Annotated in this window: 11 protein-coding genes; 4 read left to right on the forward strand and 7 right to left on the reverse strand. The window is 45.9% G+C overall.

Going from position 1 to position 14,113, the window contains the following annotated elements; all coding sequences use genetic code 11:
- Positions 1 to 8 precede the first annotated feature (8 nt).
- From U0033_RS32940 to U0033_RS32950, 3 genes are all read right to left on the reverse strand, one after another.
- Entirely contained in the window at positions 9 to 3,332 is a 3,324-nt protein-coding gene (locus U0033_RS32940) for a SusC/RagA family TonB-linked outer membrane protein (RefSeq protein ID WP_177318528.1), read from the reverse strand.
- A gap of 104 nt (positions 3,333 to 3,436) precedes the next feature.
- The gene (locus U0033_RS32945; protein ID WP_072357124.1) at positions 3,437 to 4,447 is read right to left on the reverse strand and encodes a FecR family protein; all 1,011 of its coding nucleotides are present in this window, start codon (positions 4,445 to 4,447) and stop codon (positions 3,437 to 3,439) included.
- Positions 4,448 to 4,549: 102 nt separating this feature from the next.
- A complete protein-coding gene (locus U0033_RS32950) occupies positions 4,550 to 5,092 on the reverse strand; it encodes an RNA polymerase sigma-70 factor (protein WP_072357125.1) in 543 nt (180 codons plus the stop codon).
- Between the two features lie 875 nt (positions 5,093 to 5,967).
- Between U0033_RS32950 and U0033_RS32955 the strand changes: the two genes are divergently transcribed.
- The 4 genes from U0033_RS32955 to U0033_RS32970 all read left to right on the forward strand — a co-directional run bounded on the left by U0033_RS32955 (position 5,968) and on the right by U0033_RS32970 (position 11,230).
- Positions 5,968 to 6,297, forward strand: a complete 330-nt coding sequence (locus U0033_RS32955; protein ID WP_072357126.1) for a DMT family protein — start codon at positions 5,968 to 5,970, stop codon at positions 6,295 to 6,297.
- 280 nt (positions 6,298 to 6,577) lie between these two features.
- Positions 6,578 to 9,055 carry a PIG-L family deacetylase gene (locus U0033_RS32960; RefSeq protein ID WP_072357127.1) on the forward strand — a complete coding sequence of 826 codons (2,478 nt, stop codon included), beginning with the start codon at positions 6,578 to 6,580 and terminating at the stop codon, positions 9,053 to 9,055.
- 1 nt (position 9,056) lies between these two features.
- Complete coding sequence (locus tag U0033_RS32965; RefSeq protein WP_177318529.1) at positions 9,057 to 9,224, forward strand: hypothetical protein; 168 nt, start codon at positions 9,057 to 9,059, stop codon at positions 9,222 to 9,224.
- Between the two features lie 299 nt (positions 9,225 to 9,523).
- Positions 9,524 to 11,230, forward strand: coding sequence for a sodium:solute symporter (locus U0033_RS32970; RefSeq protein ID WP_072357128.1), 1,707 nt, complete (start codon positions 9,524 to 9,526; stop codon positions 11,228 to 11,230).
- Between the two features lie 153 nt (positions 11,231 to 11,383).
- On the opposite strand, the gene U0033_RS32975 is transcribed toward U0033_RS32970, so the two are convergent.
- The 4 genes from U0033_RS32975 to U0033_RS32990 form a co-directional block, all read right to left on the reverse strand.
- Positions 11,384 to 12,043, reverse strand: coding sequence for a response regulator transcription factor (locus tag U0033_RS32975; protein WP_072357129.1), 660 nt, complete (start codon positions 12,041 to 12,043; stop codon positions 11,384 to 11,386).
- A 90-nt stretch (positions 12,044 to 12,133) separates the two neighbouring features.
- Positions 12,134 to 12,934 carry a sensor histidine kinase gene (locus tag U0033_RS32980; RefSeq protein WP_072357130.1) on the reverse strand — a complete coding sequence of 267 codons (801 nt, stop codon included), beginning with the start codon at positions 12,932 to 12,934 and terminating at the stop codon, positions 12,134 to 12,136.
- Positions 12,931 to 13,527: a hypothetical protein gene (locus U0033_RS32985; protein WP_143150603.1), complete on the reverse strand. Its 597-nt coding sequence runs from the start codon at positions 13,525 to 13,527 to the stop codon at positions 12,931 to 12,933. Before U0033_RS32985 ends, U0033_RS32980 begins: the two co-directional genes overlap by 4 nt.
- Positions 13,528 to 13,608: 81 nt before the next feature.
- Positions 13,609 to 14,028 (reverse strand): hypothetical protein, encoded by a 420-nt coding sequence (locus U0033_RS32990; protein WP_072357132.1) that lies wholly within the window; start codon positions 14,026 to 14,028, stop codon positions 13,609 to 13,611.
- Positions 14,029 to 14,113: the final 85 nt, after the last annotated feature.

The raw sequence follows: 14,113 nt of genomic DNA on the forward strand, positions 1-14,113 counted from the left end.
TTATAAACCTAAAATATCGCATTCATCCCCAATGTAAACGACCTGAAAAATGGATACTGATACCCGGTATTCGCCGCCTGCTCCGGATCATAATACCTGATCTTCATCCTGTTAACCTCCCACAGATCCTGCCCTGAAAAATACACCCTCAAACTACTAACCAGGGGCTGTCCATGCGTAAACCTAAACGTATACCCCAGCTGCAAATTCTTCAATCGCACATACGCCGCATTCATCACCCAAAACGAGGACGGTGCCAGGTTCTGACTATACCCATCATACAACCCCGGAAATGCCGCATACTGATTTTCCGGTGTCCAGTAATCCGTATGGATCTGCCACGGTTGTTGCCAGCCTTCCACAAACGGCATACTATACTTTGCCGGTATCATCACCTTCCGCTCCCCAATTCCCTGGAAAAACACAGAAAAATCTACTCCCTTATAAGAAAAGCCCGCATCAAATCCATAAGAATACCTCGGCTGTGAACTACCCAGGTACACCAGGTCCCCATGATCCGCTTTCGTATAAGTACCCCCGTTAATAATTCCATCGTTATTCTGATCCACATATTTCAAATCACCCGCCGCCGTTGCCGTACTCTGAAATGCATGGGCATTTACCTCGTCCATACTCCTGAAATACCCCTCACTCTTATATCCTAAGATCGCATTGTAAGGCAATCCATCCAATCCCTTATTATTTCCGGCCAACCATGCCGTGTTTCCATCAGTACTCTGTATCTTATTCTGCCCGTCAAACAAATTCGCATTCACCCAATAACTAAATGCTCCCCGGTTATCTCTCCATCCCAGGTTCAACTCCCATCCCCATGAACGCATACTCCCTATAAAGAAAGAAGGATAGGCATAATTGTACGGAGGTAGTGTCTGTTCCGCTATTTGTATCCCTGGGTTATGCTTTACAAAATAATCCGCTGTAAATGTCAGCCTGCCCTTCAGGAAAGCCATGTCCAGTCCTGCATTGGTTGTATTAATCGTTTCCCAGTTATTATTACCCGGCATATACCTGTCGTTATAGTCCTCATTCAGTAAAGGATATGTCTGCGGATACATGAGCTGATCGCGATAGTTATAATCATTCAACCCGCCCCGCCAGTTGAAATTTCCCAGCAAGCCCCAGGATGCTCTCAGCTTAAACTCATCAAAGAATCGGAATGTATGCCCGAACCATTTCTCATTATTCAGGCGCCAGCCACCGGAAAATGAAGGGAAGATATGCTGACGCGTTATAGCCCCCATCCCGGTACTGTTGTAGAACAACCGTGCTGCTACTACATTCGCTTCCAGCAGGTAACGATCATTGAAGTTATAATTCAGGCGTGTAAACAGAGAACCCTGTGAGCCGGAAGCCTTGAACCAACGCATCTCAGCATATTCCGGGTTATTGAAGGCAACATTAGCGATCTCATTATTTGTCACATTATAAAGTGAAGAGATCTTCTGACGCTGATAATGACTTTCGTAGGCATAGCCCCCAAGTATATGAATAGTATTGAGTTTACCGGCAGGAATATCATAATCAGCAAGCAATTGCAGGCTGTGTTGAACTTCCAGCAGATCGCCTTTTTTGAGTGAATTGGGATCATTGATGCTGTTCACGTAACCATTACCGTTATAGTATCGGATGATTTGCTTGCCAAGACCATCATAATAATGTGTGATCTGCGGACTATAGACTGCTTTCAGCGTCAAGCCTTTCACCGGGTTCTCCGCTTTCAGGCTAAATGTGGCATCTGCAAATGACGTTTGTTCGTCACGTTTACCACCATTCTGCAAAAGTGAAATCGGGTTATACCCGGCTGTGTAATTGCTTGTATTCGGCACGTAGGTAGGTAAGTATCCCGGTGCCTGGTACAGATAATTCAATAAACCATTGTATCCATCTACCCGATACCCCGGAGACTCCGTATGGCTTTTTGCATACTGCAGGCTTGTCTCCAGGCTGATCATATCGCTGAATCGGTTATTGATATTGAATTGTACGTTGTTCCTGTTGGTATTGTCCGGCCCTGTCTTAAACAGACCCTGACGGGCAAATGTGCCTAATGAAAGCAGGTATTGATGCGCTGAATTTCCACCACGTGCACTGACATTGAAATTGGAAACAGAGCTGTTCTGCCGGGTCACATTTTCCAGGGGATTGTTATCATAATAATACTTGTAATCTCCGTTCAGATCCCGCACTGCACCAATAGAGGGATCTTTCATGTAGTTAATTTCCTGGTCTGACCACACAGGGGCCATACCGGCATTGATCGCTGCTGTATTCTGCAAAGCTGCAGCCTGCCAGGAGTGCATGCGTTTGGGTAAGTTGATGGGGTGTTCCAGGCCAAAGAGGCTGTTGTACTCTACGTTCGTCTTACCTGCTTTGCCTCTTTTGGTAGTTACGAGTACCACGCCACTGGCTCCCTGCGGGCTATAAATACTTGCGGCGGCAGCATCTTTCAGCACGGAAACGGATTCAATATCGTTGGGATTGAGTAATGCTATAGAGCCGGGGGCGCCATCTACAAGTACAAGGGGATCGCTGTTATTACCGGAGGAGAGGCCACGGATCTGCAGGTTAAATCCTTCCTTACCTGGTTGGCCATTGAGGCGGGTTACCAGTAAACCGGGAGCCGTACCCTGTAAGGCGGCCATCACGTTCGTCACCGGGCGGCTTTTCAGCCGGCGGCCTTCAATTTTGGTAATGGCTCCGTTGATGTTGGCCCTTGTCTGGATACCATAACCAATGATGACGAGGTCATTCAGAATTTTGGTATCACCTATCAGCAGTATGTCGAGGTTTCTTCTTTGTTTGAGCGGAATTTCCTGTCCTTCGTACCCGATCAGGGAAATCTGTAATACGGCATCTCCATTATTTACGGTTAATTTGAAGTGGCCGGTTTCGTTGGTACTGGCGCCATTGCGGGTACCTTTTTCCCGGATGGAAACCCCGGCCAGCGGCTTTTCGCCGTCGGAGATCACCCCTGATATGGTGAATATTTCCGGTTCGGGTTTGACGGGAATCTTGGGCACCCCACTTACGGGAGCGGATTGCAGGATCGGGAATACGATGATCTGGCTGTTCCTGACCTCAAAAGTGTTCCTGGTACCGGAAAATAACTGTTGCAGCACATTCGTCAATGGCTGGTGATTAGCAACAATAGAAACGCTCCTGGAATTTTCTATGACGGTGGAGGAAATGGCGAAGGTGAGGCCGGTCTGTTTTTCGATGAGGCGTAATACCTGTCGGAGGGGGGTGCGGTATACTTTCAGGGTGACATGAATGGTGTCTGCATCCTGGGCCTTCACTTGCGGGCATGCCAAAAGAAGCCCTATACATGCACAAAAAAGTGCTATGTAACAGCGCTTATAAAAAGCGGCCTTCCGAAGTGCCATATGAGTTTCCTGCATTTTTTCTCCGGAAGTACTTAATAAATTTCTACGAGGCTATCTTTCTGAATGGTATGTACCTGCAGTGTTTTTGACAGGATGTCCAGTACTTCAGAAAGGGATTCCTTATGGAAGGTTGCAATCAGCTTTTTATCGGCCACCGCATCACCTTTCAGTACGATATGTACTTTGTAATAATCTTCGAGTATATCAGCTACTTCAGACAATGGGGCATCGTCGAAGGTCAGCTGACCAGTTTTCCATGCGATGGGATTATTATTTCTATGATGACGGGTCGTGATGCTTTCTGCGGCAAGGAGCATATCTGCTTCCTGGCCGGGTGTGAGGATTACTGATTGGTGCTTGTTTTTGTAAATCGCTCTTACTTTACCGCTCTGTACGAAGACTTTTACTCCCTGTTTGGTTTCTTTTACATCGAAGGAGGTACCGAGTACTTCAATGTCCACATTTTTCAGGTGAACGGTGAATGGTTTTTCAGGCATATGCCTGACGTCTACAAATACTTCTCCCTGCTGTACATATACTTCGCGGGTATCGCCTTTGAAGTGGCGGGGATATTTGACAGAGGTATGTGCATTCAGATAGAGCCTGGTACCATCTGGTAACAGGAGACTATCTTTATTTTGTGCAGTTTGTTGGGTCGTATACATTGGCTGACGAACCAGGAGGTAAGTTCCTGCCATCAGGAGCACAGAAGCGGCTGCTGCCCACCAGTAACGGTGAATAGGTTTCCGCGTCTGAATAATAGGAGTTGAGGTGGATGTGGCAGGAGAGAGGGGGCTGTCGCCGGAGAGGATCTCTTCCGTGGCGAACAGGGTTTCCAGTCTTTGCCATTGTTGCGTAGTATTGTAGGTCGCTGCTGATGGTATCAGGTCGTCACCTTGCCATAAGGCTTTGGTTTCGAGAAAGATATCCAAATTGGCAGCATCCTGTTGCAACCATTCATCCAGTGAACGTTTGTGCTCCTCATTTCCTGGTTCTTCCAGGTAGTGGATAACGACATCGATATCAGGTTGCTGTAGTTTCATCTCTTACTATTAATACAATCAAAAATAAACTTACCATTAGTTCCCGGGGAAAATTTTTAACATTTTCCTGGACATCTATATATATTATATATGTATGCCCCTCTACTGCTGATTAAGCAGACCCAACCTGATTTTTTTGAGTGCGGTGGTAAGGTGTGTGTATACTGTATTGATGGAAATATTTAACTGTGCCGAAATTTCTGCGGGCGACAATCCTTTTATACGGCTCATCTCAAACACCCTCCTGCATTGTTCAGGCAGTTTTTCTAAAATGGAGAGATACTGGGCTTCCAGTTCTTTATGTTCCAGCAGGAGGTGCTCAATAGTGCCGGGTTCCTGTGTTTGTTGTTGTTCTTTGGCGTAAGCCTGCTGCCTTTGGGTCTTTTTAATACGGTTGAGGCAGGTGTTCACTGTGGCGCGGGCCAGGTAGTGCTGGATGGGTGCACGCTCGTCCAGGTTTTCGGCGGTTCGCCACAGGTTTAGGAATACATCCTGCACAATATCCTGCGCTTCTTCCTGATCCTTCAGGTAGCGCAAGGCAATGCTGAACATGGATGGCGAAAACTGATTGAATATAATTTCAAATATTTGTTTATCCCTGTTCCGGACCCCGGTGACTATATCTGTATTGTTGAGCGGCAGCATCCTGTAACTATCTTTTCATTCCATTTTTAAAAATCTAAAGTCGGCTTTCAAAAACAGAATATAGCAAAATTATGCTTATTCTATCAATTATCCGGCTAATTGGCTGGGTAGCAGCCGGGCCAAAAAAAGTAAATAAATATTTTATACTTGGGAAATAGCCACCATGGCTAGTCTTTGGCTTAAAGCGCCCTTTTTTTTAAAAAAAAGACAAGTTTTTTTAAAATGGACTAATGGTAAAGATAATAACGGTTGTATTATATATGTAGACAGTGAATAAGAAGCCGGCATTTAGCAGGCGCCTGCTAAAAATATTGAAAGAGTAACCATTCTTTATTTTAGGAAAAACAGAGTGGTATTGACAAATTGGGGAGTTGACCACTGCCTGAGGGCAAGCGGTCGTTTGGAAGGCATGGATTTGCCAGTGACCTAAGAGCCATCCTTATATATAATATATATAAAGGTGTATAGTCAAACCACAGAAACCTGCAAAAGGCGGGTGCCTATACCTTAGATTATTACCAGAGGTCATTATATATGATGCAATAAGGGCAGTTTAAGCTCCCTTTGAGCACTCTGAAAACTTACAACTCCTAAGCATGATAGGAAAGTTGAGACCTGTAACAACCGGCCGGCTCTTTTGGGCCGGTTTATTTTTTTATCTATTTTGCTAAAGGTAAAGATACCATACCCCCCGCTACGCTTGCCAATTTTAACGGGCGGGTATTTGGCCTCCTGATAACCTTCTATTTACAAACTGGATCCGTTCATTTTAGGGGTACGACTCTGAGATGAGCGGATTTTTCATTACGTTATTTTTTGCGCTACCCCGAACAAGGCAAAAATATTTAACCCCAAAAACGCTGTAAATTCGCAGCATGCGTACCGTTATCTTTCTCATTATCTCCAACACATTCATGACCTTCGCATGGTATGGTCATCTTAAATTCACAAATGTTGCACTCTGGAAAGTCATCCTCATCAGCTGGGGGATTGCCTTCTTTGAGTATTGCTTTCAGGTGCCGGCCAACCGTCTGGGCGAGCAGGAAGGCTTCTCCGGCTTTCAGCTCAAAACTATCCAGGAAGTCATTACACTCTCTGTATTTGCCGTTTTTGCAATCTTTTACCTGAAAGAACCCATCAGGTGGAACTACCTGGTGTCCTTTGCCCTGATTCTGGGGGCGGTGTACTTTATGTTTAAAAAATAATCGGTCCGGATATAGGAAATACCGGGATGGGCCTATTAGATAAGTATGCCAACCCTAAACTTCAAGTACACTAGTATATCACCTCATTATCCCTTGGATATTGAAGTGATATACTAGTGACCATTTTGTGTACTTCTGGAGAACTTATCTAATAGGTATTCAACAGGTATCTTCTTCCCGCCTTTCTCATAAGATTCCGATCCCCATTTCCTTTTATCACATTTTCCTCAACACCTTCTTATAATTCCTATTTTTGAGCCTGTTTAAATCCTCGAAAGAAATGGTAAAGAGCATCTGTTTAGCATTCGCAACAGGCATGCTGGCGGCCATCACGGCTATGGGTCAACCCTCGCCCGTAAACAATTCTGCCAACATTGCCCTGAAGTTGAAAAAGTTGGATACGCTGGGAAGTGTTTTATATATGGCCGCTCATCCTGATGATGAAAATACCCGCCTGCTTGGCTACCTGGCAAATGAAAAATTATATCGTACCGGCTACCTCTCCCTGACCCGTGGCGATGGCGGACAAAACCTGATCGGCAATGAACAGGGCGAACTCCTTGGCCTGATCCGTACCCAGGAACTCCTCGCTGCCCGTCGTTTGGATGGGGCTGAACAATTCTTTACCCGTGCGCTGGACTTCGGTTTTTCCAAGAACCCAGCCGAGACATTCACCATCTGGAACCGTGAACAGATCCTCGCCGATGCCGTATGGATCATCCGTAAATTCCAGCCCGATGTCATCGTATGCCGCTTCCCTGCAGATAGCCGCGCTGGTCATGGTCACCATACCGCCTCCGCGATGATTGCAGCCGAAGCATTCGATGCTGCCGCTGATCCTAACCGATTTCCCGATCAGTTAAAATATGTGAAGCCCTGGAAGGTGAAACGCCTGCTCTGGAACACCTTTAATTTCGGTAGTGTAAATACCACCAGCGAAGACCAGTTCAAACTCGACGTAGGTGCTTTCAATTACCTGCTTGGTAAGGGCTATGGCGAAATTGCTGCCGAAAGCCGCTCCCAGCACAAGAGCCAGGGATTTGGTGTGCCAGCTGCCCGTGGTAGCTCCCTGGAATACTTCACTACTATCAAAGGCGATACCCCGCAGAAAAGCCTGCTGGATGGTATCAATACTACCTGGTCTCGTATCGAAGGTGGTAAAGCTATTGGTGAAATGATCGACAAGGCGAGGGCGGCCTATAAACTGGAAGATCCTGCTGCTACCGTGCCTGACCTGCTAAAAATCAGGAAGGCGATCAAGGCACTCCCTGATGGTTACTGGCGCAACCAGAAACTACAGGAAACCGAACAGCTCATTCTTGCATGCGCCGGTATCTGGGCAGAAGCTTACAGTAATAGTGAAGTTGTGGTGCCTGGCCAGCCAATGCCGGGCAGCGTACAGCTGATCTGCAACAGCAATATCCCCGTACAGATCCAGTCACTGAGTTTCGGTAGTAAGGATACCAGCTTCGCTCAAAACAAACTGGACTTCAACCAGCTGAAAAATATTCCGATCACCCTACAGGTGCCTGACAACACGCCTGTTTCAGAACCCTACTGGCTGCGTGCACCACATACCGTTGGTGAATACGCCATCCAGGATCCACTGCTGGTAGGGCATCCGGAAAACATTCCGGGTATTCAGGCGGCTATCCGTTTAACAATCAACGGTGAGGAACTGACGATCACCCGCCCGGTGCAATTCAAACATACTGACCCTGTGAAAGGAGAAGTATATGCGCCACTTATTATCGCACCTCCTGTAGTGGCGAACCTGGCGAATAGCGTTTTTGTTTTTACCAGTACTGCGGCACAAGCCGTACAGGTGAAGCTGCACAACATGGGCAATGCCACCAATGGCAAAGTGAGACTGCAACTGCCCGCCGGATTCTCCTGCCAGGAAGCATCCCTTCCTTTTGAACTCACGACCAGAGGGGATGAAGCGACTTTGCTATTTCATATTGCCCCTGAGAAAGTAGCCGGCAGCAACCGCACCGATACCTTTAAAGTGATCATTGAAGACGGAGGCCATTCCTATGCACAGGGCATCCAGACGATCAGTTATGATCATATTCCGACGATTACTCTATTCCCTGATGCAGCTGGTCGTCTCGTAACGGTAGACCTGCAACACAATGGCCGTAAACTTGGATATATTGATGGTGCGGGAGACCTGGTGGCTCCTAGTTTGCAGCAGGTAGGTTATGAAGTGACTCACCTGACCGAAAAAGATATTATGAACGGAGACCTGAGCCAGTACGATGCAATCATCACGGGTATAAGGGCCTATAATATTAATCCACGTATTAAATACTGGCAGCCGCGCCTGCTGGAGTATGTGAAGAATGGAGGTACCCTGCTGGTACAGTATAACGTGAACGGGCCTTTACAGATCACTGATTTGGGGCCTTATCCGTTTTCATTGAGCCGTGACCGTGTGACGGATGAAAAAGCGGAAGTTTCTTTCCTGCGTCCGGATGATGTGATCATGAACTATCCGAATAAGATCACTCAGCATGACTTTGATGGATGGATCCAGGAGCGCGGCCTGTACTTTACGACAAACGCAGATGCGAAGTATCAGTCGCTTTTCTCTATGCATGACAAGGAAGAGGCGCCATTACAGGGATCTACGATTGTAGCAACGTATGGTAAGGGCAGGTATGTATATACTTCACTGGCTTTCTTCAGGGAATTGCCTGCAGGGGTGCCTGGGGCGTACCGCATATTTGTAAACCTGATTTCAACGAAGAAGTAAAATGGCAGAGCAGAAACAGCCGCCAAGGTCCAGGCTGACTATGACAGCGATCCTTTGTATTGTAATTGGCCTGGCCATTGGTTTTGAGATCAAGCGATTGCATATCGGCTTGCTGATAGGGCTTGCGCTTGGCTTGCTGAGTGGGAATATGCTGGCAAAGAGAAAGTAGCAGAAGATTAGGATTCGGTCATTGATTGCTTTTTCGCCGGGCTTGCTGAGTGGGAATTGCTGGCAAAGAGAAAATAGCTTTGCCACAACAGGATGGTTATTTTGAGCTAAAACATAACAATAAGGAGTGTTTTAGGCAAGACGCTGTCATCAAATAGCAACTAATTAAGCTAAAGGAAGTATTGTTATGAAAGAAGATAAACCGCCATTACTGCCACATTGGTGGCAGTGGTACGCTCTTGTAATCTGCTGGCTCTGCCTGCTGATCGGCGCGTTTTATTTATTCACTAAAGTTTATTCATGAGCGTAGCAGACTGGATTGTACTGGGGGGTACATTAATCGGGATTATATTATACGGGATCTGGAAGAGCCGTGGCCAGAAAGATATGGCCGGTTACTTCCTGGATAACCAGTCTATGCCGTGGTATATCGTACTGTTGTCTATCATCGGCACACAGGCGAGTGCCGTTACCTTTCTCTCCGCACCAGGTCAGGCTTACACTGACGGGATGCGTTTTGTACAGTATTATTTTGGACTGCCACTGGCCATGGTAGTGATCTGTATTGCATTTGTACCCATTTATCATAAACTGAAAGTATTCACGGCCTATGAATACCTGGAAGGAAGGTTTGACTGCAAAACGCGTACGTTTACGGCTATATTATTTTTAGTACAGCGTGCATTGTCTACAGGGATCAGTATTTATGCCCCAGCGATAATTCTTTCTTCATTACTGGGCTGGAATATTTACTGGACCAATGTGATCATGGGGGGCCTGCTGATTATCTACACAGTATCCGGTGGTACCAGGGCCGTGAGTTATACGCAGACCCTGCAGTTGGTCATCATTTTTGTAGGGATGTTCCTGGCTGGATGGATGGTTGTGCATTTGCTGCCGGAGGGTATTGGGTTTAATGATGCCCTGAAGGTAGCGGGCAGGATGAAAAAACTGAATGTGATTGTGACTGATTTTGACTGGAAGGATAAGTATAATATCTGGAGTGGCCTGATCGGCGGGTTCTTTTTGGCCCTCTCTTATTTTGGAACAGATCAGTCGCAGGTAGGGCGGTACCTGACTGCCAGGAGTGTGACGGAATCCAGGTTAGGCCTGCTGATGAATGGCCTGGTAAAGGTGCCGATGCAGTTCCTGATCCTGTTATTAGGTACAATGGTATTTGTGTTTTATCTGTATTTCAGGGCGCCCGTGTTTTTTAATGAAGCGCAGCTGAATAAGGTGGATGGGCCAACTTTGCAGCAAATTAAGACCGAGTACGATGGTTTCAACCAGGAGAAACAGGTGCAGGTGAGGGCCTTATCCAGTGCGATAAAAAGCAATGACAATGCGGGGATAACAAGGGCGCAGGAAAAACTGGATAAGGCAGAGGCAGATGCATTAAAAGTCCGGACTACCGCTATCGACTATATTAAAAAGGCAGATCCGGCAGCGGATACGAACGATACGAATTATATTTTCCTGCATTTTGTCGTGAACAATTTGCCCAAAGGCCTGGTGGGATTGCTGATAGCGATTATATTCCTGGCGGCATGGGGGAGTATTGCCGCAGCTTTGAATTCGCTGGCATCCACGACGGTAATTGATATCTATAAGCGGCAGTTTAAGCCAACAGCCCCTGATGAACATTACTTTAAAGCATCGCGCTGGTGGACGTTCATCTGGGGCCTGTTTTGCATAGTGGTGGCTCAGTTTGCCAGCAAACTGGGAAGCCTGATAGAGGCGGTGAATGTACTGGGATCACTGTTTTATGGTGTGATACTCGGTATATTCCTGGTAGCGTTTTACTGTAAGCGGATTGGCGGCACAGCTGTGTTCTGGGCGGCCATAGCAGCGGAGTGTATAGTGATCATTGTCTTTATCAGCAATATTGTATCGTTCCTGTGGCTGAATGCGATCGGCTGTATATTGGTGATCGTATTGGCCTGGATTCTTCAATTATTACAACCTGCGCCTGGTACAGTAAAGCCAGTGCAGTCAGATTGCGCTTAATACAATGTAAAATTCACATAACGAAATGAAGTAAGGGCAGTCTGCTTGGATTGCCCTTCATATAACGCACTATTCACATGACGAAGTAAGGCCTTTGCAATCTTTCATATTGCAGCCTTCACATGACAAAGTAAATCCCTGTTTGCTTAATCCCTATTCAATCACTCCATTCCTGAACGCATACATGACCAGGCCTACAATGTTTTTGGCCCCTGTCTTCTCCAGTAATTTCTGTCTCAGCCCTTCCACCGTTCTCGGGCTCAAAAAAATCTTCTCTGAAATCTGCTGCGTGGTCAGCTCTTCACAAATCAAACGAAGCACTTCCAGCTCGCGGTCTGTCAACGGTACCTCGCTGCGGAATGTTGGTTTGAACTGTTGTTTCGTTTTGTGCATGACCTTCTTCAGTAAGGCCAGGTTCACATTTTCATTAAAATAAAACCCTTTCTCGTAGGTAGTACAAATCGCCTCGTAAATCTCACCTGGTTCTGCATTTTTTAGCAGATAGGCATTTGCGCCGTTCTCAATGAGATGTACAATAAAGTTGTCATCTTCATACATGGTGAGCACGATTACTTTTACGTGCGCATATTTTTCCCTAACTCTTTTGGTAGCTTCTATGCCATCCATGTTGGGCATTTTCAGATCCATGAGAATCACATCTGGTTGCTGTTCTTCCATGATCTGTAATAAATGCACGCCATCTTCAGCTTCAAACACCACATTGATGTTTTCATAGGGTGTGAGGGTATTGATCACCCCACTCCGGAAGATTTTATGGTCATCGGCGATAGCTACCTTAATGTTGTTTGTCATAGAGGGAGCCGTTTATATTGGTTGCGTTAGTAGTCCCGAATAGCCTCACGTGTCTTTGCTCAGGGACAAAGCTAGAATAAAATACTATTATTACTCAGCGCGCTGATAATTTTCTACTTTGATTTCGGCGATGGTACCGGCAGGTACGCCAGGTTTGTAGGAAATGGTACCGCCTATGATGTTGAGGCGGCTTTCAATATTCTTTAATCCCAGGCTGCCGGTTTTATGACGGGCATTTTCCAGGGAGTGCAGTAGCTGACCGTTTCCATTGTCAACTACATAGATACTTAGCAGGGAAGGGGTAGTACGGTAGGTGATCTGGACCTGTGTGGCCTGTGCGTGTTTCAAGATGTTGTTGATGAGTTCCTGTACCACACGATAGATATTCAGGGCTTTTTCGGGTTCTACATCGTGGTGGTTACTGTCTTCGGTGAAGTGGATCTGCACTTGTTTATTACGATTCATCATATTACAGAAAGAATCCAGCGCCCGGCTCAGGCCCAGGTTTTCAAGTGCCTGTGGATGCAGGCTCTGGGAGATGAAGCGCAGGTGCTGGATAATTGTATCTGTAAATTCTTTGGTCTCTTTTAGCTGTTCCTGTTCGCCATTGCCTGATTTGAGTAATGGCTGGAGCTGGTTAAGATTGAGTTTGAGCACGGAGAGCTGGGCGCCTACTTCATCATGCAGGTCTTCTGCAATGCGTTTGCGTTCCAGTTCCTGGCCCTGGAGAATGGCTACCAGTCGTTCTTTCTGCAGTTGCAGGTCTTTTTCCCCGATCAGGAGCTTGTGTTGTATAACCTGTTTTTGCTGAAATATAACGAGTACGATGACAAATATGCCCATCACGAGCATAACGCCTGTACCAATGATAACTACTTCGTAACTATTCATCTCCTTAATTTTTGAGCTTTGAGAAGCCCGATAAAAATCAGTACTACTTCCGCAAAGCCGCCGATAAAGGTAACAGAAAGCGTTGCATTTTGGATACTTCTGTCATATTCGGTGTGCTGTAAAAAGTTATAAGCCAGTGACAACATGAAGTTGGAGCAATGGAAAATAAACAGGCCGCTATTGAACCAGAAGTTGGGAAGGGTGTTGACAAAGATGGATTGTTTCACCAGGTCCTCGTCGCGCATGAGTTCCCAGAAATAAATGACACCGTACAGTAAGAGTAAAAAGTTCTCAATGGAGATTGCATAGGAGTTATAGGCTTTTTGCCCCTCCAGGTAAACATAATCTGTAACCGCAAAACAGGTAACGAGTCCTAAAACAATGAGTAGAATTATCTTGAATAGTTGGTTTTTAAATACCTGGTAAAAAAAGTGGGTAAGGATAACGAATTGGATGTAGCACATGATTGCAAAAAACCACATGTTATTTCCAAAAAGATATGCGAGCAGGTGTGAGCCGCCGGCAAAGACAGCGCTGCTGATAAGATAATAAAAAATCGATCTGCCACTCCTGTCGAGTATATTAAAGTTCATGATAAAGGGGATCAAAAGCAAAAATTCGATCCCCTCCATGATGTAAAATGTAATCAAATATGAAATCACCTGCCTTTGGGTTTAAACGGTTCCTTTATCAGGGCAGTTTGTCGGACAAGGTAAGCCCTGATCCAGTGCTGCGAATTCGATAGGCGCTGCAGAACCAACACGGAGCTGATTCAGTTCTTTGGCAGCTTTTGAATCTTTGTAATGTACGTTGTTGCCTTCAGTGTCAACTGCATAAATGACCATTTTCTTGAGTTCCTTTTCAGGATGATCGTGGTCGTCACCGAAGTAGATGCGTAATCCGATAATGTCGTCCTGGCATTCAAGCAATTGTTGTAATTTTTCTTTTCCGAAAAAGTAAGCCTGAATAAAATCAGGGTTGTGTGGCTCTTTCTGGCGTTTTTTGTTGCAATAGTTGTCCCTTAAACGACGTGCTTCGTCATGGTGAATGAATCCACCTGCATCTGCGGTGAAATTAGGTTTGGTAGTACTCATACGAATGCTGTTGTTTTAATTGGCAGTAAAATTATTACAAATAATCACTTTTCAAAGCTGTGCCTGGTATCCATATTTGTGCCAT

Source organism: Chitinophaga sancti (assembly GCF_034424315.1).
Classification (GTDB): domain Bacteria; phylum Bacteroidota; class Bacteroidia; order Chitinophagales; family Chitinophagaceae; genus Chitinophaga; species Chitinophaga sancti.